This window comes from Brucella oryzae (assembly GCF_041929965.1).
In the GTDB taxonomy this organism is placed as follows: Bacteria; Pseudomonadota; Alphaproteobacteria; order Rhizobiales; family Rhizobiaceae; genus Brucella; species Brucella oryzae.
In genome coordinates this window covers 210,551-231,889 of sequence record NZ_JBHEEO010000001.1, presented here as the reverse complement: position 1 = coordinate 231,889, position 21,339 = coordinate 210,551, and the positions used below count along the sequence as shown (strand labels likewise).

The following is a 21,339-nucleotide window of genomic DNA, read 5'->3' as shown; positions in this document are numbered from 1 at the left end:
GCATGTTATGCCTGGAGGTAGATATCTCGATCCAAAATCGTGATAAATTACTGATTTTATCGCACATTCACTGCAATGTGACGCCGTTTTGACTAGCAATAATCAGCTTGGCGCTACATAGGATTGTCGGCTCGTTCATATCCGTTATTTCGGAATATTATCGTGAATCGCATCATTCCCCTCGTGCTGGCCATAGCCCTGTTCATGGAACAGATGGATTCGAACGTCATCTCGACCTCGCTTCCTGCTATCGCCGCTGATATCGGCACAAGCCCCATTGCACTCAAGCTGGCGCTAACGGCCTACCTTGTTGCGCTCGCGATTTTCATTCCTGTCAGCGGTTGGATGGCGGATCGCTTCGGCGCCAAGAACGTCTTCCGGGCGGCAATAGCAGTATTCATGGTTGGCTCTATTGCCTGTGCGGCATCGAATTCATTGACTGCTTTCGTTGTTGCGCGGTTTTTGCAGGGCATGGGCGGTGCCATGATGACGCCGGTTGGCCGTCTTGTGCTTATTCGTTCGACCCCGCGTAGTGAACTTGTGTCGGCCATGGCTTGGCTTACAATCCCAGCGATGGTCGGGCCTCTGGTAGGGCCGCCTGTGGGTGGCTTCATCACCACCTTTTTGACTTGGCACTGGATTTTTCTGGTTAACGTGCCGATTGGTTTCGTCGGCATCTGGTTCGCCACACGGTTTCTGCCCGACACAGAAGAGCGTATCGTAAAGCGCCTTGATTGGATGGGCTTCTTTCTTTCAGGGATAGCAATGTCGGGCGTTGTGTTCGGGTTGTCGGTCGTCAGCCTGCCAGCCCTACCGCCGGTGGTTGGCTTTACAACCCTTGCAATTGGTGTTGTCTGTACGGTTCTCTATCTTCAGCATGCGAAGAGGGTCGATGATCCTCTACTAAATCTTAAGCTTTTCGATAACCAGGTATTTCGTTCTGCAGTTATCGGTGGCAGTGTCTTCCGGTTCGGGATTGGCGCGATTCCGTTCCTGTTGCCTTTGATGTTCCAGCTTGGTTTCGGTCTGACGCCGTTTCAGTCCGGTATGATGACCTTTGTTTCGGCGATTGGCGCTATCAGCATGAAATTTGGTGCGAAGCGTATCTTTGTTCGTGTTGGTTTCCGCCGAGCGCTGATGACAGGGTCTCTGATTTCGGCTTGTTTCATTGCCGTCAATGGCTTGTTCACGCCGACAACGCCATATTGGATTATCATTGGTTTTCTGCTGGTGGGAGGCTTTGCACGTTCGCTGTTTTTTACTGGTGTCAACGCGCTAGCCTTTGCCGAAATACCCGATGAAAAGACCAGTCAAGCGACGCCTATTACTGCTGTTGCCCAGCAGGTTTCTATTGCTATTGGTGTGGCTCTGGCGGGCGGCATTCTGGAAATCAGCACGTCGCTACGTGGAGCCCATCTTGAACTGGTGGACTTCCACATCGGTTTCTTTGTGGTTGCTGCCGTTTCAGCCCTGGCGTTCCTTTGGTTTGCTCGGCTCGCACCGGATGCTGGCAAGGAACTTGCCGCACCGACTGTCGTGAAACATCACAGCAAAGAACGCGCAACCGTAGAAGCTGCGAGCACCTCTGCTGGAAAATAAGCCTTAGCCCCTGAAGTCGCGGGCAAGCAGATAAAGCTCGACGGATTCGGCGCGGGATGCCGGCGGCTTTACATGATGCACGGAGCGAAATTTCTGCTTGAGTAGTGCAAGGAGTTCGTTTTCCGTGCCGCCCTGAAATGTCTTGGTAAGAAAATGTCCGCCTGGCTTCAGAACCGAAATAGCAAAATCAGCAGCGACTTCGCACAAATGCACTGTACGCAAATGGTCAGTCCTGCGGTGGCCGGTGGTTGGTGCAGCCATATCTGAAATGACGAGATCTGGTTTGTCGCCGAGCGCGTCCATCAGCTTCTGCGGGGCCTCATCATCAAGGAAATCCATTTCCAGCAGCACAACTCCGGGCAGGGGATCGACATGTAGATAGTCGATGCCCACAACATGCGGGTTCTCGTCGGTTGAACCTACGATCTTGGCGGCGATCTGTGACCAGCCGCCCGGCGCAGCGCCGAGATCGATGATTTTCTGACCCTTCTTGAGCAGATCATAACGATCATTGATTTCAATGAGCTTGTAGGCCGCGCGCGACCTATATCCATCCTGCTTGGATTTGTGTACATAGGGGTCGTTCAGGTGGCGCTGCAGCCAGCGGCGCGACGATTCCTTGATCGTGCCCGCCTTTTTCTTCACACGTACCTGCAGATTGCTGGAACCCGCGCCGCCGCGACCGCCAGTTTTCACTCCACCTTTGTTTCCGCCTGCCTTGCTCATTATCAGTGCCTGTTTCTAGCGCCTGTCGCGCGATTGTGTCGCCATGCGCCATCGCGCGACATCAGTTCGGTCAAAATGCCTTCACGCAGACCACGATCGGCAACAAGTAGTTTTTCACTGGGCCACACTTTGCGTATCGCATCAAGAATAGCACAGCCTGCCAATACCAGATCGGCGCGATCCGCGCCAATACACGGGTTGGCGACACGAGCTTCAAAATCCCACGACAGAAGGCGATTAGTCATTTCTGTCACATCTTCGGCGCCCATCCACATCCCGTCAACCCGACGGCGGTCGTAACGATCAAGACCGAGATGAATTCCTGCCAGCGTGGTTACGGTTCCAGATGTACCCAACAGGTGGAAGCGTGGGCTTGCAGTCAGATTTCCGAGACACTGGCGCTCGGCAAATTGCGCAAGCAGATCGGTTACATGGGAAACCATGGAATCGAAGCTTTCCTGCGTGACATTGCGCCCACCGAACCGCTCCGCCAATGTCACGACACCGACCGGAAGGGACGTCCAGGCCATGATATGTTCCGCAAGACGCGGCGACCGTCGGCGGGAAACATCAATCAGTGCGATTTCCGAAGAGCCACCACCAATATCGAATAGCACGACGGCGTCTGTTTCACGGGTAACCAGTGTACCGCAGCCGGAGACAGCCAGCCTAGCTTCGGTTTGGCGGTCTACAATCTCCAGTTCAAGCCCGGTTTCCGTACGGACTCGTGTCAGAAACTCTTCGCCATTTGAAGCTGAACGACAGGCCTCGGTCGCGATTAGCCTTGACCGTCTGATTTTCTTCCCTGCCAGCTTGTCGCGGCAAATCTTCAGTGCTTCGACGGCGCGGTCCATCGCACTGGTGCTCAGCTCGCCAGTGGCGCTCAAGCCTTCTCCCAACCGTACGATGCGCGAAAAGGCATCGACTACGCGAAACTGACCCGGTCTGGTCGGCGAAGCTACCAGCAACCGACAATTGTTGGTGCCGAGGTCCAGAGCTGCATAAAGCGGAGCATCGCTCTTTTCGTGATGCGATCCATTAGCTGTCCGGGGTGTTTGGCTATTACCGCTCTTCCACTTGCTTTGCATTGAAGCGTGTGGGTAATCCGCCCGCACGGTATTCTGTGGAGTCTTGACTGTTGATTCAGCCGTCAGAGGCATCTGCCCGCCTTGCTGCCGTGCCTGCTTCTTCTTGCGAGCTCGGCGGCGGCGATTCGAGATTTTACCGGAGGGTCGCTGTTGGTTGTTTTCTGCTTCAGTCGTGGTTGGCTTTTGTGCAAAAGCTTCAACACTGGATACAGACTTACCACGCCGACGCCGACGCGCACGTTTACGCTGGCTCTGCGAGCCGGGATTGTCGGCCTTGTCCTGTGATTTTGGGCGTCCTGAATCGGATGCACTACGGGCATTACCGATATCTGTAACGGCTTTTTTCCGCGGTCTGCGCTTGCCGTTATCGGACGGACTCCGAGCTTGTGAATTGCCCGATTGTCCGCTGGACGCCCCTTGATGCACCATTTCGGCGGTGCGCTCGTCGGGGTTTTTCAAGGTTCATGTCCTTATGGCGCCGCGCGAACCGATAAGGACGCAAGCAAGGCGCTTCAATTTCTACGTTGTGCATAATGTAACAGTGGTTTTCTATTTTACCAAGGGGCAGGCTGTCGGGAGCCGCCGGAAATTTTGAAAGCACGTACTAAATTTGAGTCAACGGCGTGCCGGAGGGCTTTCGCTGGTGGCGAAAGCCCCTTGCTTATGGCTTGAATATTCCTGCAGTCTAGATGTCGTAGGTATGGGCTGCGTTGATCGTGGCGACGAACTTCTTTGTACGTTCGCGCGAAGGTCGCGTGAAAATCTCGTGTGCAGTACCGGTTTCGACGATATTGCCTGACTCGAGAAAGACGACATTTTTTGCAATCTTGGATGCAAGCCGCAGATCATGCGTAGCGATCACCATGGTCGTGCCTTCCTTGGCAAGCTTGCTCAGAACATCAACGACTTCGGATGCAAGTTCGGGATCAAGTGCCGAGGTGGGCTCGTCGCACAAGAGTACGCGCGGTGACGGGGCCAGTGCACGTGCAATTGCGATACGTTGTTGCTGACCGCCTGACAACGTTGAAGGCCAAGCATCCGCTTTATGCACCATACCCACTTTTGTGAGCAGTTCCATAGCACGTTCTTTCGCCCTGTTCTTCGGCCATTTCAGAACCGTAACAAGACCTTCCATCACATTCTGGATTGCGGTCTGGTGTGGAAAGAGCTGGAAGTTCTGAAACACCATGCCTGTTTGACGGCGGATTGACTGGATCGCTTGCCAGCTGGGCTTACGGTCAGGCTCGAAGCTGAGGCTCTGGCCACCTAGAACAAGAGTGCCCGACGTCGGAATCTCGAGTAAGTTTATACAACGCAGCAACGTACTCTTGCCACCACCGGACGGGCCGACCAGTGCTGTTACCGTACCCTCCGCTATCGCAACGTTGATATCGTTGAGAATAACCGCGTCATCGAAACGTTTTACGATGTGTTGCAGCTCAATCATGCATTTGTCTCCAGCGTGCCGCCATAACGTCCGAAGCGCCTTTCAAGTCGCACTTGCAGCGCCGAGAGCACCGAACTCATCACGAGATAAATCAAGGCTGCTTCGATATAGAGGATGAGAGGCTCATAAGTGGTTGCAACGATACGTTGGGCGGATTGGAAAAGCTCCGGCACCGTGATTGCTGCAGCAAGCGATGTGTCCTTGACCAGAGAAATGAAGGAATTTGAGAGTGGTGGCACCGCGGTTCGGGTTGCCTGAGGCAGGATAGTACGCGCAAGAGCCTGCCGCCAGCTCATACCGATGGAGTAAGCTGCTTCCCATTGACCTTTGGGAACGGCGGATATGACAGCGCGGATGATCTCAGAACTATAGGCACCGACACTAAGTGTGAAGCCTATTACCGCTGCGGGAAATGCATCAAGATAAATGCCAGCGCTTGGCAGACCGTAAAAGATCACGAATAGCTGCACGAGTAGAGGCGTACCGCGGAATATCCAGACATAGAAACGGGCTATAGATGAAAGCCAGAGAGGAGCGAACAATCGCACGAGCGCAGTCAGGAGCCCCAATGTAAGGCCGAAAGCAAAGGACAAAAGGGTGAGTGGAATGGTAAAAATCAATCCAGCCCACAAAAGGGTGGGCAGGGATTCTGCCATCAGTTGAAGCCAATCGGGCACTTTTCGGCTCCTTAACAATGCACAAAGTCAGACTGAAATGAACTTGCGCTGATGAACCTGCGCGATGTTATCTTATACGGTCCGGCACTCATGTCTTGGGAATAGTTTTTACGATCACAATAAAACGAAGCCGAAATTAGTTTCCGGCTTCGTTGCATGAGCCTAGAAAAACGCTTACTTGGAAACGTCCTGACCGAAATATTTCTGTGCGATCTTGTCGTAGGTGCCGTCGGCCTTGATTTCGTCCAGCGCCTTGTTGATCGCTGCAACAAGATCGTCGTCGCCCTTGCGAACGATGATGCCCGAAGCGTCAGCATTTTCCTTCTCGGCCACGATCTTGACCGGAGCCTTCGGCTGATGCTTCTTGAAGTCGAGGAAGGATAGGCTGTCATTGAGCGTCGCATCGGCGCGGCCCGTTAGAACGAGCTGGATCGACTGGTCAAAACCGTCGGTAGCCACGAGTTCCGCACCGGCTTCCTTGGCGATTTTGCCATAGTTGCTGGTAAGCGACTGTGCCGACTTCTTGCCTTTCAGATCGGCAAAATCCTTGATCGTGTCGTTCTTGTCGTTGACGATCAGAACAACCTTGGAAACGATATAAGGATTGGAGAAGTTGAACTTCTTCTTGCGCTCTTCGGTGATGCCGACCTGATTGATAACGGCATCGTAACGGTTGACGTCGAGACCGGCGATTAGGCCGTCCCATTTGCCTTCGACGAATTCCGGCTTTACGCCGAGCTTGGCCGCCACGGCTTCACCAATTTCCACGTCGAAGCCGACGAGCTTGTTATCCTTGTCGTGATAGGTGAACGGCGCATAGGTGCCTTCGGTGCCGATCTTCAGAACGCCCGCCGACTTGATGGCGTCGAGATTTTCTCCGGCCATTGCGCCGGTGAAGAGGGCTGCCTGAATGATGCCTGCGGTAGCGATGATCTGAGCGAATTTCATTTTCGGTATCCGTGAACTGGTTGATGTTCTATTGATCGCAGAAATTTAATTCTAAAGATGCGTCCAAAACGACCGTTAAGGCACAATTATTAGGATGCGTTCCTAATTATCTGACGAATTTGAGTGAATAATTCTAACATTTTTCGGTGTGGATCGGAAGGGCGGAAAAAGCATTCGCGTGCCTCGTGCTACAGAATTGATTTTACCGATTACTCAGGCTTGCCGAAGCCGCCGCCGGTCGGCGTGATGATGGTGAAGGCTTCGCCCGCTTCGAGCACGGTCTGATCGCAATTGCCGAGTATGTCGATGGAACCGTCCTTACGGCGCACTTCGTTGCCGCCGGTCTGACCGGCTTCACCGCCTTCCAGACCAAAAGGCGCCACGCGGCGATGCCCGGAAAGAATGGCGAATTCAAGCGTCTTCAACGCACGGATTGTGCGCTTGGTGCCATCGCCCGCATGCCATTTTCCCTTTCCGCCGGAACCTTTGCGAATATGGAAGTCTTCCAGCAAGACGGGGAAACGGGTTTCCAGAATTTCCGGGTCGGTCAGGCGCGAATTGGTCATGTGGGTATGCACGGCGTCGGCGCCGTTGAAACCGGGACCGGCGGGCGCGCCGGAACAGATGGTTTCGTAATATTGATACTCGTCATTGCCAAAGGTCAGATTGTTCATAGTGCCCTGTGCTGCGGCCATGGCCTTGGTCGCGCCGAACAGACAGTTGGTGACGGCCTGACTGACCTCGACATTGCCTGCCACGACCGCCGCCGGATATTGCGGCGAGAGCATCGAGCCTTCCGGAACAACAATCCTGATCGGCCGCAGGCAGCCTGCATTCATCGGAATGTCGCCTTCGACCAGCACGCGGAAGACATAAAGCACAGCCGCGCGGGTCACGGGTTCCGGCGCGTTGAAATTGTCGTTACGCTGCTCCGAGGTGCCGGTGAAATCGACAGTCGCTTCGCGCTTTTCCCTATCGATGGTGACGCGCGCCTCGATCTGGCAGCCCTGATCCATCTCATAGATGAAATGGCCATCCGGCAGTTTATCGAGCACGCGGCGCACGCTTTCAGCGGCATTGTCCTGAACATGACCCATATAGGCTTTCACGACATCCTCGCCGAAAAGACCGATCATCTTTTTCAGTTCGGCAACACCCTTTTCGTTGGCGGCGATCTGCGCCTTCAGATCATTGACGTTCTGCGTCAGGTTGCGGACAGGGTAGGTCGCGCCAGTCAGCAGAGCGGCGAGCGCTTCCTCGCGGAAGGTGCCGCGATCCACAAGCTTGAAATTGTCGATATAGACGCCTTCCTGCTCGATACTGACGGCAAGCGGCGACATGGAGCCGGGGGCGATGCCGCCAATATCGGCATGATGGCCGCGGCTTGCCACCCAGAAACGGATTGCATGGCCCGCATCGTCGAAGACGGGGGTGCAGACAGTGAGGTCCGGCAGGTGGGTGCCGCCATTATAAGGCGCGTTGATAAGAAAGACGTCGCCTGGCTTGATGTCCCTGTTTTCGCGAATGGCGGTGGCGACGGAAGCGTCCATGGAACCAAGATGTACCGGCATGTGCGGTGCATTGGCGACGAGATTGCCTTCGGCATCGAAGACGGCGCAGGAGAAATCCAGACGCTCCTTGATATTGACCGAATAGGCGGTGTTTTGCAGCGTCACGCCCATCTGTTCGGCGATGGACATGAAGAGATTGTTGAAAATTTCCAGCATCACCGGATCGGCGTCAGTGCCGATGGCCGTGCGCGCGGGCAGGGCCTTGATGCGCGTCAGCACCACGTGGTCATGGGCGGTCAGGCGGGCCTGCCAGCCATCTTCGATGACGATGGTCTGGTTTTTCTCGATGATGATCGCCGGGCCGGTGACAGTCTGGCCGCGCTGCATCTGCTCGCGCAAGACGACGCCCGCATCGTGCCACGCGCCTTGCGAGAAGAATCGGGCCCGCTTGGCGGTCGCAGCTTCCAGATCGCTGTCGAGCGATTGGGCGCTTTCGGTTTCGCCTGCGCCGCCGCCCACGGCTTCGACTTCCACAGCGTCGATAACCAGAGCCTTGTTCTCTGCAATGAAGCCGAAACGGCGCTTATGGGCGGCCTCAAACTCGGCGCGAAGACGGTTCACATTGTCCTCTGTGGGGAAGGTGGCCTCAATGGAGAGCACCGTGTCGGTGCCCGCATAGCGAATATGCGCGCGCAGATGGCGCTGCACGGCGTTGGCCTCGATACCTTGGGTCAAAAGTTCAGCCACACATTCCTGCGCCAGTTCTTCACCGAGTTCTTTCAGAGCTGCGGGCGCTGCCGGATCGAGCGCAACGCCGAGCGCCTTTTGGCGGGTTGCGCGAATATCGGCCAGGCCCATGCCATAGGCCGAAAGCAGGCCGGACATTGGATGAAGGAGAATATTCTTCATGCCAAGCGCATCGGCCACGAGGCAGGCGTGCTGGCCGCCCGCGCCGCCAAAGCAGTTGAGCGCATAGCGCGTCACGTCATAGCCGCGCTGGACGGAAATCTTCTTGATCGCCTCCACCATATTGGCAACCGCAATGCGGATGAAGCCATCGGCAACCGCTTCCGGCGAGCGGCCGTCGCCGATATCGGCTGCGAGCGCGGTGAAGAGTTCACGTACCCGCTCCACGTCCAGCAGCTGGTTCTGCTCGGGGCCGAAAATCGCCGGGAAGAATTCCGGCAGCAGTTTCCCCAGCATGACATTGGCGTCGGTGACAGCGAGCGGTCCACCGTTGCGGTAGCAGGCCGGGCCGGGATTGGCGCCTGCCGAATCCGGGCCGACGCGGAAACGCCCGGCGTCATAATGCAGGATCGACCCGCCGCCTGCGGCAACAGTGTGGATCAGCATCATGGGCGCGCGAACGCGCACGCCAGCCACTTCCGTTTCAAAAGCGCGTTCATATTCGCCATCGAAATGCGCAACGTCCGTGGAAGTGCCTCCCATGTCGAAGCCGATGACTTTCGGGAAGCCAGCCGTTTCGCCGGTCCGGGCGAGGCCGACGACACCGCCGGCCGGGCCCGACAGGATTGCGTCCTTACCCTGAAACAGGTCGGCTGCCGTGAGACCGCCGGATGACATCATGAACATGACGCGCGCGCCGGTGCGCTCGACATCCAGCTCGTTGGATACCTGAGCGACATAACGGCGAAGGACCGGCGACAGATAGGCATCGACGACCGTGGTATCACCACGCCCGACCAGCTTGATCAGCGGCGAAACCTCGTGGCTGACGGAGACCTGCTCGAAGCCAAGACTGCGCGCTATGCGAGCAATTTCAGCCTCATGCGCGGGAAACTTATAAGCATGCATGAGGGCGATGGCGACGGATTTGTAGCCCTGTTCCTTCAGCGCAACCAGTAAGGCTTCCGCCTCGGCGGGATCGAGCGCCGTTTCAACAGTGCCGTCTGCCTGAACGCGTTCGTTCAGTTCCACAACCTTTTCGTAGAGCGCTTCCGGCTTGATGATTTCAGTCGCAAAAATCTTCTTGCGTTCCTGATAGCCGATGCGCAGCGCATCGCGAAAGCCCCTGGTGGTGACAAGGGCCAGCCGCTCGCCCTTGCGCTCCAGCAGCGCATTGGTGGCGACCGTCGTGCCCATGCGAACTTCGCCGATGATACCGGCGGGAATCGGTTCGCCGGTCCTGAGGCCAAGATGCAGGCGAATGCCGTGCACGGCGGCATCCCTATAGGCAGACGGATTTTCCGAGAGAACTTTGCGTGCATGGAGCTGGGCCTGCGGATCCCGCCCGATGATGTCGGTAAACGTACCGCCGCGGTCGATCCAGAAGTCCCATACGCCGCGTTCCGTTCCGCTCATTGCTGGCTCCCTTACACAAATTTCTAGCTGTTTGCGTGACGTGCTCTCACTATTTGTTTATACGCACATCCCGAAAACCGTTTCACCCTTTTCGGGTTATATTCCAAAATCTTCTTGGCGACTGGCTGTGTGACAGCCTCGTCCCCAATTCGATCCCATGGGCAGGACTTCCCGATGAGCGTGCTTTTTGAGAAAACCTATCCGCGCACCGTTCATGCGCTTGTCGAGCACTTTCTGAAACCGGAAATGCGCGGCGCGAAGGTGGAGGCCTGGCTGTTCGATGACCAGCCGAGCCGCTTCGCCGCGGAAACGAAGCTGCGCGAAGCGGGCGTCGAGGCGCGGCTCTATTCGGCTTACAAGCCGCTCCTGCATTTCTTTCTGGAAGAAGTGGAGGGCTCGGCCCTGAAGTCCGCTGCGATCCGCTATCCGCATTATGATGCCTGCATGCAGAACCGTTTCCTGCTCGAAACCTATCCTTTGTCGGCTTTGCTGCCGGGGGTGGACGTGACTTTCGCCGAGTCTGGCAAAGACGATTTTCATTATGACGTCGATCTGGTCTTTGCCGATGACCATATCGAGAGCCACCGGGTTTTCGCACCGAACCGCGTGCATGTGGATTTCATCGGCGAAACGCTGGTGTCGCCAACCGGCTGGTTGACCGTTACGCAGAACGGCAAGACCGAAAGCGCGCGCTATGAGACAGCCTATGAGAAGCTGTTTCAGGACACGGTCTCGACCATCGCGGCCCATGACTGGAAGCGTGGCGAACCTTATTTCAACGAACTGAACATCGCGGTCAGCCTGCCGATCACCGACCGTCGCCTGCCTTATGATGAGGAAACGCTGAGCCTCACCGAGGCAATGCATGAGGATATTTATTTCTCACTGCTCGAAGTTTTCCAGAAAAAGGCTGGTCGCCCTATCGGGGACCGTAGCTTGCAGCCGGGCCAGATTGTGCCGGAAGTCCGCTTCCGTGATGCTGAACCTTCGGTCAAAATGGAAACACGGCCGCTTTCAACCGATGATATGCTGACCGCGGAACAGATTCTGGAGATAGCGCAAGCACCGCTTTCCGCCGGTCAGATACGCCGTGAAATCGTCCGTCTGGGCGGTGAGCCTTTCGAGGCGAAAACCCGTTCGGGTAGGACGGTGCGCGCGACATATATCAAGGGCAGCGATGCCGCGATGATGATCAGTGCCGGACAGCATGCCAATGAGACGACGGGCGTTGTCGGCGCGTTGCGTGCGGCCAACCGGCTTGCGGCGCGCGAAGGCGCGCATTTCACAATCTCTCCGCAGGAAAATCCGGACGGTTACGAGCTACACAAGCGGCTTTGCGCGCTTCAGCCGCATCATATGCATCATGCGGCGCGCTATACGGCATTGGGTGACGATCTGGAATATCGCAGCGGCGAGCGACTTTACGAAAAGGCCATTCGCGTCGAGGCTGAAAAGCTGACGGATGCGAAACTGCACGTCAATCTGCACGGTTATCCGTCGCATGAATGGACGCGTCCGCTCTCTGGTTATGTGCCCCGTTCTTTTGCCATGTGGACGCTGCCGAAGGGTTTTTTCCTGATCATGCGCTACCATGCTTCCTGGGAGAAGGAAGCTGAAGAACTGATCGACCGCGTGACGAAACATCTGGCCGCGATTGACGGCTTGGTTGCCTATAACAACGCGCAGATCAGGCTTTTCGAGCAACATGCAGGCGAAACGGGCTTCCGCATCATCAATGGATTTCCGTGCCTTGTCGGTGTCGATGACCGGCACACCGTACCGCTGACGCTGATCACCGAATATCCGGACGAGACGGTCTATGGGGATGCCTTCGTCAAGGGACACACGACCCAAATGGAAACCGTGATGGCATCATATGATGCCTTGCAAGCGCTGTTTCCTTCGGACACGGTCGCTTAAAGATAATAGACGCCGATACGTTTGCCGCCGATGATCTCGACGGCAATCTCCATTTCATAAATGTCGCCAAGAATTTCCGGGTGAATGAGTTCATCCGGGTTTCCCTGATGCACAACCTTGCCGTGGCGCATGGCGACTATATGGTCGGAATAGCACGATGCGAAATTGATATCGTGCAGAACCAGAACAACAGTTTTTCCAAGTTCGTCTGCAGCTCGCCGCAACAGCTTCATCATTGAAGCGGAATGCTTCATATCGAGATTGTTGAGCGGTTCGTCCAGCAGTACATAATCTGTATCCTGGCATAGCACCATCGCCACGAATGCGCGCTGGCGCTGTCCGCCTGAAAGCTCATCCAGAAAGCGTCCGCTCAGATCGTCAAGGCCGAGATAGCCGATGGCCTGTTCGACATGTTTGCGATCCTCATCGTTTGGTCGGCCTTTGGAATAGGGGTAACGACCAAAGGTTACGAGGTCGCGCACGGTCAGACGGGAGTTGATTGCATTTTCTTGCCGCAGAATCGAAAGGCGCTTTGCCAGTATGTCACCGGATGTGGTTGAAACGTCGAGCCCGTCTATGGTGACGCCCCCTTTGTCCATCGGCAGGAGACGGCTCACCATCGAGAGCAACGTGGACTTTCCCGCCCCATTCGGTCCGATGATCGAGGTTATACCGCAAGCAGGCAGTTTCAGGGTTACATCATCGACGACAAGCGCGCCGTTGTAGGATTTGCTTACCTGGCTGATTTCTATCAACGCGCGTGCCCCCTGACGAGAAGGATGATGAAGACGAGGCCGCCCAGAAACTCGATGATGACACTGAGTGCGGTGTTGAACGAGAAGACGCGTTCAAGAATGGTTTGTCCGCTGACAATGCAGAGGATTGCAAGCAAGACGGCTACCGGCAAGATAAACCTGTGTTTTGCCGAACCGGCAAGCATGTAAGCCAGATTGGCGACCAGAAGACCAAAAAAAGTAATGGGACCAACCAGCGCGGTGGAAACGGAAACCAACACCGTGACCATGAACAGGATTTTGCGCACGATCCGCCGATGATCGACGCCCAGATTGATTGCCGGATCCCTGCCGAGTGACAGGACATCAAAAACATATACGAAGCGCAGACCATAGAGCGAAACTGCAGCAACGATGACGGCTGACATAATCAGAATATCGCTGTTGATGGTATTAAAGCTGGCGAAGAAACGGTCTTGTAGAACAGCGAAAAGATTTGGATCAAGCATCCGTTGCATCAGGTTGGAAATGCTGCGAAAAAAGACTCCGCATACAATGCCGACCAGCATAACGAGATGCAGGCTGCGGGTCGCTCCCGAAAAGAGCCAGTAATAGAGCGTACCGGCGAAAACCACCATTATAAAGGTTTCAGCCAGAAACCGAACATTCGGGCCAACCCAGTCGATCTGAACGGCACCGAAGAAGAAGACCACCAACGTCTGGATCAGTATATAGAGCGCATCAAACCCCATGATCGAAGGGGTCAGGATGCGGTTGTTCGTGACGGTCTGGAATAAAACCGTTGAAACCGCAATCGAGTATGCGACCAGTATCATGGCAGCAAGCTTGGTGCCGCGGAAGGTCAGGATGAATGACCAGCTTCCCTTTGCACCGATTGTCATGAATGCTGCCACCGCAAGCAGAGTAAGGGTGCAAAGCAGCAAGAGAATTATACGAGGACGCTTAAGCAAGGCGTGAACCCCGCCGCAACAGCAGGTAAAGAAAGATGGCACTTCCTACGACGCCCATCATTGTGCCTATCGGGATTTCGTAAGGGAAGCGGACCAGTCGCCCAACGATGTCACAGGCAAGAACGAGCCCGGCCCCGAGAACCGCTACCCACGGCACTGCGCGCCGCATATTGTCGCCAATGAACATGCTGACAACGTTCGGGACGATAAGACCGAGGAAAGGTATCATGCCAACAGTCACAACGACCGATGCGCTGACCATCGAAACAATAATGAGGCCAAGTGTAACCACGCGCCGGTAATTGAGGCCAAGATTAGTGGTGAAATCCTCACCCAGGCCCGCCACCGTGAAGCGGTCGGCGGCAATGTAGGCGATAACGGTCAGGAAGAATGCAAGCCACAAGAGTTCGTAACGGCCACGGAGGACACCGGAAAAATCTCCAGTTGTCCAAGAATTGAGCGATTGCAGGAGATCGAAACGGTAAGCAATGAAAGTGGTTATCGCACTGACGACGCCACCGAGCATGATGCCGACCAATGGCACCACAAGAACAGACCGCAATGGAATTGCGCGAAGAATACGAAGAAACAGAGCGGTTCCGGCAAGAGCTGTAACAGAAGCAACCAGCATTTTGCCGATTACAGGCGTTTCCGGTGCAAACAATATGACTAGAAGAATACCGAAGCTGGCAGATTCCACTGTGCCAGCCGTTGATGGTTCAACGAAACGGTTGCGTGTAAGCATTTGCATGATCATGCCTGAAACAGCCATGGACATGCCCGCCAGAATGATTGCAAGGGTGCGTGGAATGCGGCTGATGAGGAGAACTTCGGTTGCGCGATCGGTGCTTCCAGCCCCGAAAAGTGCGCCCAGCGACACATCGCTGACGCCGATAAACAGGCTGATTACAGCCAATACGGCAACAACGGCTATGGCTGCTGCAAGTCCCTTCACACTCATTTCCTGTTCTGTTGCCTGATCACGATTCCGGGCCACCTGCTGTAATGGGTGGCCCGACCGGATTGGGTTTGGGAGCCCGTCACTTTGCCTTGTCGAAAGCCTGGGAAAGTTGATCGATGGTGCTGTGAAGCGCGCTGAGACCGCCGCCGATCAGATACCAGTTCTGAGCGTTCAGATAGACAAGCTGATCCTTTTGCCAGGCATTGGTCTGGCGCACGAGCTCGTTGTCGAGAACCTGCTTGGCTGAATTGCCTTCACGACCAATAGCAGCATCACGGTCGATGACGAAAAGCCAATCGGGATTGGTTTCAAGAATGAATTCCGAACTGACAGGCTGGCCATGATTGCCGATTGAAAGGTCCGGCGCAGCAGGTTTAACCCCGAAGCTGTCGTGCAGGACGCCGAAACGCGAACCGGGACCATAAGCACTGATCTTGCCGCCGGAAGTGAGGATCAGAAGGCCGGTGCCCTTGTTGGCGGCCTTTTCTTTCAATGCAGTAAGTGCCGCGTCAAACTTCTCGGCTTCTGCCTTCGCTTCTGCTTCCTTCCCGAAAATCTGGCCAAGTTTCTCGACATTGTCTTCCGTATCGGCGATGAAATTCTTCGCATTGGTCGTCAGATCAATGGTAGGAGCAATTTTCGAAAGCTCACCGTATTTAGCGGCGGAGCGACCTGCCACGATGATCAGGTCCGGTTCTGCCGCATTAACGGCTTCATAGTCTGGTTCAAATAATGTGCCGATTTTCGCATAATCGTCGCTCTGATATTTCTTCAGATATTCAGGGAAGGATATGCCGCTTGGAACACCCGTCACCTTGACACCAAGGCGGTCCAGATTGTCGAGAGTGCCTAGATCGAAAACCAGAACCTTTGCCGGTGAGGCTGGAACTGTCGTCTCACCCTGCGCATGCTTGATGGTTAGATCAGCAGCATTTGCAGTTGCAGTTGCAGCAATGCCCAGCGCCACGATGGCGGCACCACACAAGCGTGTAACCTGTTGAGCGATATTCAGCATGGTGTTCGATCCTTTCATCAATCCTGTGCTTTATAGTCAAGTATCTTCCTCGTCAAAGACCGAAAGATACAATTCAGTTGTTTTTTGTCTGTGGCGCTTGTTTGAGCAGGAAAAAATTGAGGCTGTCTTCCACCGTTAACGGTATCATCGAGCCGTGGCTCTCATCCTCGAAACGGTGAAAGATTGCGTCGATTTGCGGAAGTTCGGAAAGCTCTTTGAATACATCTGAACCGGAAGGTCCGCCGCGCAGCTTTTTCAGTCGTTCACTATCCTGCTTCGTCTGGCCTGGGCGGCTACCGCGTTTACCGGAGGTCTCTATGAGCAAGCGGATCGGGTGAGGTGCATTTTTGAAGGCGAAGATGAATTGATCTTTGTCTTTCAAAATTGATCGGTCGTTCCACCAGATTGACGGGTCAGCAGCGCTGTAACTCTGGAAAGAATCTCTATGGTTGAACAAGGCATAGAGTGTGAACAATCCACCTAATGAATGCCCAAACAAGGCTTGTTGTTTTTTATCGATGTCGAAACGCTTTTCGATTTCAGACTTTACCTGATTGTCGATGAATTCGAAGAAAGCATCCCGTCCTCCAGTCTTTGGCACATCGAAGTGAACCGGGATCAAGTCGGCAGGCGTCGAAGGTGTAAGGTCAAAATATCTCAGGCGAATAATTTCGTCCTGATTATCGGTCGGATAGCCGACACCGACAAGAACAGCTTTCAGGGCGTCATTTTCTGCCATGAGTTTTGCTGCAATCGGCGACATGCGATTGCCGTCGACCATGTATATAACTGGATAGCCGCCTTCGGGTGCCGCTGCATCGGGGACTGCGGTGAATATGCGATAGGCGAGGCCGTTAACTTCCATGTCAAAGGACGAAGTGAGGGGTTCAGCAGCTTGCACAGTGGAAACCATTAGTATCCCTACCGTTACCTGGCACACCTTTTTTACGGTATTCGTCAGTATGCTCATATGAGCTTCCCACTCATGGAAAAGACGCCGACCGTTGCAGGCTGGCGTCCTGTTGTTGCGATCTTAGAAGCGGGAGGTCATGCCGACCCAAAGCCGGCGGCCGTCGACAACTGTATTGAAATCGTCCACGTCGATCTTCTTGTCGAAGATGTTATAGACGGCAGCATTCAGGGTGACGTTCTCGCTGAAGTCGTATGAACCACCGATGTCGAAAGTGGCATAAGGCTTGTATTTGGCCGCGATAATTTTGCCGTCGCGATAGATTGGTGTTCCAGCTGGTGTCGTACCGAGCCGTGCGCTAGCGTTGATTTCTTCCCCATGATAGTTGCCCGCCGCCCAAGCTTTGAGACCATCAACAGGAGTAATCCAATCGGCGCGCAGGCTTGCCATATGCTTTGGGGTGCGGGCGAGCGGCAGACCTGCAAAGTCACCGGTCTTTTGCTCCGAATCCGTATATGTATAGTTGCCACGAACGGTGATGCTGTCTGTTGCTTCCCAGTTAAAGGTCAATTCGACACCCTGCATGACCGCATTGTCGATATTGAAAGCATACCATAGGCGATAATTTGGATCTTCACTCCAACGAAGCGGGTTGCCGTTGGCATCGGTAACTAATGCATTAGAAATCTTATCCTTGAAATCGGTATAAAAATAGGTTGCACCGAGACGTAGGCCCATCTGGTTGTCCCACAGCGCGCTGGCTTCATAGCTGGTGCTCTTCTCCGGCTGCAGATTTGGATCGCCGATAATGACGCCACAGGTGCCGTTCGGGCCATAAGAACAACCGCCGCCTCCAGTCGTATAGGCATAGCCCGGAGCAATGGTACGGATTTCCGGAGCGCGGAAGCCGGTCGAGATGCCGCCCTTGAGGGTTAATTGCTCGGTAGCGTGCCAGACTGCATATCCGCGCGGGCTGAAATGTGAGCCGTAAATTTCATGGTCGTCCATCCGGAGACCGCCGGTGAGAGCGAAATCTGGGGTGATCCACCATTCGTCTTCTGCGAAGAGCGCCCACTGGCGTACGCTGAACTCCTCGTCCAAGCCGGTACGGCGTCCTGGGTTCTGGTCGGTTAGCACCGATTGTGTGAACTGCCCGCCGGTTACGAGTGTGTGATTGCCGTAGAATTCGAATGGTGTTGTGAACTTGCCATCGAGTACTGAATTGCGGATATGCGGCGAGCGCAGATTCTCGACGTAGCTCTTGGCCTTGTTGTCCCAATTGAAATTGGTGCGTTCGGCCCATTCCTGCATGAATGAGAATTCCGATGTGGTAGGCCCCCAACGGCCAGTGTGGCTGATCGACCAGTGATCGCGATCATTGTAATTGTAAGCGTCAACGGGATTTCTGCCGCTGGCGTCGATCGTGTTGCCCACGGTCATGTCACGGCGAAGGCGTGTCTTGCCGAGTTCGAGCATGATATCGTGATCTTCATTCGGTGTCAGCGTAATGCGACCGGTAATGTCGACATCCTTCTGCTCAGGCGTGCCACCGATAACACTGTCTTCTTGACGTTTCAGACCCCGTCCCCATACCTGAACACCGACAAGGTTCGGAACGAGCGGCCCCGTCATGTAATAGGAACCTTGCAGGGAATTGCCGAATTTAGAGTGCTGTTGCACCGTGCCATCGACCGTAAAAGATCCGCTCCATGTGTCGGATACTTTTTTGGTGATTATATTGATGACGCCGCCCATGGCGTCCGATCCGTAAAGCGACGACATGGGGCCGCGAATGACTTCGATCCGTTCGATGGCATTTGCAGGTGGCAGGAAGCTCTGTTCGAAGCCGGAGTTACCATTGGTACGGGCATCACGGGTGCTCTGGCGTTTTCCATCAACCAGCAGCAATGTATAGGAACCGGGAAGACCGCGAATGAAGATGTCTTTCTCAGCGGACGGACCTGTCACCGCAACGCCCTGAACATCCTTCAGAGCGTCGGTCAGGTCGCGGTAGGCCCCCTTTTCGAGTTCTTCGCCGGAAACGACAGTGATGCTCGCCGGAGCGTCAGTGATATTCTGTTCGAAACCTGTCGCTGTCACGACGATTTGGTTAAGCTTAACAGCGCCATCCGCGGTCGTTTCGATGCCTGCATCCGTTGCAGGTGCCTTCTTTTTAGCGCTTGGTTCGTCTGACGTTGCTTCTTCCGCGGCGTTCGTGCTCGTTTGCGCAATTGCAATTGTTTCGCTCAGAAGTAGTGCTGTGGAAAGACAGGTCCCCGCAAGGATCGCCCGATAAATGAGCGATTTGTTGGCCAAACGCCTGTTTTGTGTACCGTCGGCCCACAATCCCCGAAACAAGCTGGTCATTTTCGTCACCGTTTTAAAGTTGAGTTTTCAACTCTCCTTATGTATGGCAGTGAGGTGACGTCAATCGTCATGTTTTATAAGCATTCTAAGTTTCAAAAACCGCAAATGAGCGAGCAACAAAGCGATGTCAGGCAAGCAGGTGAAAACGCAGCAACAAACGGGGAAAGGCGAGAACGAAAGCCTTCGTTTGGGGCAATTGCGCTTGCTGATCGCTCTTGATGCACTTCTTGTGGAAGGTAGCGTTGGCGGTGCTGCCAAGCAGATGGGGTTAAGTATTGCGGCTATGAGCCGACTGCTCGGACAGATTCGCGAAAAGTTCAACGATCCGATACTGGTTCGTTCTGGCCGAAACATGGTGGCCACACCGAAAGCCGAAGCGCTGCGTGGGCGTCTGCGGCGGTTGGCGAATGAAGCCGAAACACTGTTGAGTTTAGACCTTACTGAATTACCGAAATCGAGCTGCACCGGGCATCGCGGGTGGAAGCGAAGCGCGATCGTAGCACCGCCGCCGCTTGGTATCCGTAAGGTCGTTGAGCTCGAAAACCATCCGACGCCGGAACAACTTGCAGCACAGTTCTCCAACATTCAAGACGAAAACGATCCAGTCAGGCGACTTGCGAAATATATTGCTGTGGTAGGGCGAAAAGCCGGGCACACCCGTCCATTAGAGATGTCTGAAGCCGATGATGCATTCACGACGATCTTTACGGGTAACGCCGATCCGATGCAGATCAGTGCATTGCTCCGGCTCATTCACTATCGTGGGGAAACTGCACCGGAACTTGCTGGCATGGCGCGAGCAGCGAGACGAATTTATTCCGTGGATGCGGGCTTGAACATGCCTGCGCTGGACTGGCCAGCTTATCTATCGCCGAATTCTGTGCAGTCACCGTGGTTCATGCTTTCAGCCTTGCTGGTCGCGCGGGCTGGTTATCCTGTTGCCTTACACGGTAATTGTGGCACAGGTGAAATCTCGGGCAAGCTTGAGATCGCGGCTGAAGCCATCAATCTCCCGATCGCGACATCACATTCGCTCGCGGAAGGTGCATTGAGCGCGCATGGCATCTGTTTTATGCCGTTGGCCGGTTTTGCCCCTCAGATTCATGCGCTGATGGCACTTTACCCACTGTTCGAGTCGCGCTCATCAATGAATAGTCTTGTTCATCTACTCAATCCGATGAATCTCAAGGCGTCGTTTTTGGGTGTGACACAGCCCACATATCGTGAGTTACACCGCGATGCGGGTGTACTTCTTGATGTCCCTTCTATTTCGGTAGTTTCGACCAGCCGGGACGTCGCCGAGCTAGTTCCGCATCGAACGCACACGATCCATAGGCTTCTTAATGGTCGTGAAACGGATTTGTTGCTTCCGACGCTTTCCAAGGAAAGTGGTGACAAGCATTCGAGCTTCAGTTCATTCGAATATTGGTATGGCATCTGGTCTGGCGCGGCAAACGACAAACGTGCAGAAAATACAATCATTGCGACGGCTGCCTTGGCGATGATGACGGCCACCGCCGCAGACAACGAAAGTCATGCGCAATTTTTCGAGAAAGCCGAAGAACTCTGGCGAAATCGCCACAGTCGAGCGGCGTCCTGATTCAGGTGTAGCCATTTAAACCGGCTTGCCGCTCGGCGTTGTTCCGGTTGTTACCACCTGAGCCAGTTTCTCGAGCGGCTAGTCTTCAATCATATGATGGGCACGGTCGCCAATCTGGATCGGTCCACATCATTCAACACTCTGATGATGCGATCATTCCATTAATTCGCCTGATCGCGGGACCGACTTTTGTCAGCTCTTTGGCCATAGTGCTGTTCACTGTGGCAATTACGTCTCTATGCGCGCTGAGAATTTTCAGGAGTTTTCAATGGTTGTATACATCACTTCAATCAATCTACATTTGCTTGACTTTCCGTTTCAACGGAAACGCTGAGGAGCGTAGCAATTTCATTGAGGAGTTGCGCCAAGCACTACAAGACCATGGCCTTTTCTTTTTTGCGGGTACAGCTGGATCCGAAACTCGTGGAAAATGTGGTTACCACGGCAAAGAAGTTTTCCGTGCTTCCAGCAGACAACACTAGCCCAGCTTTGCAAAAATTTCGGCAAATTGACCGTTTGGTTGTCATTTTGAACAATTTTCTC

At 54.5% G+C, this 21,339-nt stretch carries 15 protein-coding genes; 3 read left to right on the top strand and 12 right to left on the bottom strand.

Annotation, left to right across the window (positions count from 1 at the left end; genetic code table 11):
• Nucleotides 1-162: 162 nt before the first annotated feature.
• The gene (locus tag JNC70_RS01085) at nt 163-1,599 is read left to right on the top strand and encodes a DHA2 family efflux MFS transporter permease subunit (RefSeq protein WP_104754846.1); all 1,437 of its coding nucleotides are present in this window, start codon (nt 163-165) and stop codon (nt 1,597-1,599) included.
• Between the two features lie 3 nt (nt 1,600-1,602).
• Here the strand turns inward: JNC70_RS01085 and JNC70_RS01080 are convergent, their stop codons facing one another.
• The 6 genes from JNC70_RS01080 to JNC70_RS01055 form a co-directional block, all read right to left on the bottom strand.
• Nucleotides 1,603-2,325: an RlmE family RNA methyltransferase gene (locus JNC70_RS01080; RefSeq protein WP_104754847.1), complete on the bottom strand. Its 723-nt coding sequence runs from the start codon at nt 2,323-2,325 to the stop codon at nt 1,603-1,605.
• A 2-nt stretch (nt 2,326-2,327) separates the two neighbouring features.
• Nucleotides 2,328-3,872 (bottom strand): Ppx/GppA phosphatase family protein, encoded by a 1,545-nt coding sequence (locus tag JNC70_RS01075; RefSeq protein WP_104754848.1) that lies wholly within the window; start codon nt 3,870-3,872, stop codon nt 2,328-2,330.
• 226 nt (nt 3,873-4,098) lie between these two features.
• Complete coding sequence (locus JNC70_RS01070) at nt 4,099-4,860, bottom strand: amino acid ABC transporter ATP-binding protein (RefSeq protein WP_104754849.1); 762 nt, start codon at nt 4,858-4,860, stop codon at nt 4,099-4,101.
• On the bottom strand, nt 4,857-5,537 hold the full coding sequence (locus tag JNC70_RS01065) for an ABC transporter permease subunit (protein WP_104754850.1): 681 nt from the start codon (nt 5,535-5,537) through the stop codon (nt 4,857-4,859). The genes JNC70_RS01070 and JNC70_RS01065 overlap by 4 nt, the downstream gene beginning before the upstream one ends.
• 174 nt (nt 5,538-5,711) lie before the next feature.
• Nucleotides 5,712-6,485, bottom strand: coding sequence for an amino acid ABC transporter substrate-binding protein (locus tag JNC70_RS01060; RefSeq protein WP_104754851.1), 774 nt, complete (start codon nt 6,483-6,485; stop codon nt 5,712-5,714).
• Nucleotides 6,486-6,694: 209 nt separating this feature from the next.
• A complete protein-coding gene (locus tag JNC70_RS01055; RefSeq protein WP_104754852.1) occupies nt 6,695-10,318 on the bottom strand; it encodes a hydantoinase B/oxoprolinase family protein in 3,624 nt (1,207 codons plus the stop codon).
• 174 nt (nt 10,319-10,492) lie between these two features.
• On the opposite strand from JNC70_RS01055, the gene JNC70_RS01050 reads away from it, so the two are divergent.
• Complete coding sequence (locus JNC70_RS01050) at nt 10,493-12,238, top strand: M14 family metallopeptidase (RefSeq protein ID WP_104754853.1); 1,746 nt, start codon at nt 10,493-10,495, stop codon at nt 12,236-12,238.
• On the opposite strand, the gene JNC70_RS01045 is transcribed toward JNC70_RS01050, so the two are convergent.
• From JNC70_RS01045 to JNC70_RS01020, 6 genes are all read right to left on the bottom strand, one after another.
• Entirely contained in the window at nt 12,235-12,993 is a 759-nt protein-coding gene (locus JNC70_RS01045) for an iron ABC transporter ATP-binding protein (RefSeq protein WP_104754854.1), read from the bottom strand. The genes JNC70_RS01050 and JNC70_RS01045 overlap by 4 nt on opposite strands.
• Nucleotides 12,990-13,943, bottom strand: coding sequence for an iron chelate uptake ABC transporter family permease subunit (locus JNC70_RS01040; RefSeq protein ID WP_104754855.1), 954 nt, complete (start codon nt 13,941-13,943; stop codon nt 12,990-12,992). The genes JNC70_RS01045 and JNC70_RS01040 overlap by 4 nt, the downstream gene beginning before the upstream one ends.
• The gene (locus tag JNC70_RS01035; RefSeq protein WP_104754856.1) at nt 13,936-14,898 is read right to left on the bottom strand and encodes an ABC transporter permease; all 963 of its coding nucleotides are present in this window, start codon (nt 14,896-14,898) and stop codon (nt 13,936-13,938) included. Before JNC70_RS01035 ends, JNC70_RS01040 begins: the two co-directional genes overlap by 8 nt.
• Before the next feature lie 85 nt (nt 14,899-14,983).
• Nucleotides 14,984-15,937 (bottom strand): siderophore ABC transporter substrate-binding protein, encoded by a 954-nt coding sequence (locus tag JNC70_RS01030; protein ID WP_104754857.1) that lies wholly within the window; start codon nt 15,935-15,937, stop codon nt 14,984-14,986.
• Nucleotides 15,938-15,992: 55 nt separating this feature from the next.
• Nucleotides 15,993-16,889: an alpha/beta hydrolase gene (locus tag JNC70_RS01025; protein ID WP_104754858.1), complete on the bottom strand. Its 897-nt coding sequence runs from the start codon at nt 16,887-16,889 to the stop codon at nt 15,993-15,995.
• Nucleotides 16,890-16,952: 63 nt separating this feature from the next.
• Complete coding sequence (locus JNC70_RS01020; protein ID WP_104754859.1) at nt 16,953-19,196, bottom strand: TonB-dependent receptor domain-containing protein; 2,244 nt, start codon at nt 19,194-19,196, stop codon at nt 16,953-16,955.
• Between the two features lie 124 nt (nt 19,197-19,320).
• Here JNC70_RS01020 and JNC70_RS01015 point away from each other — a divergent pair, with 124 nt between their 5' ends.
• Entirely contained in the window at nt 19,321-20,796 is a 1,476-nt protein-coding gene (locus tag JNC70_RS01015) for a glycosyl transferase family protein (protein ID WP_104754860.1), read from the top strand.
• The last annotated feature ends 543 nt before the right edge of the window (nt 20,797-21,339 follow it).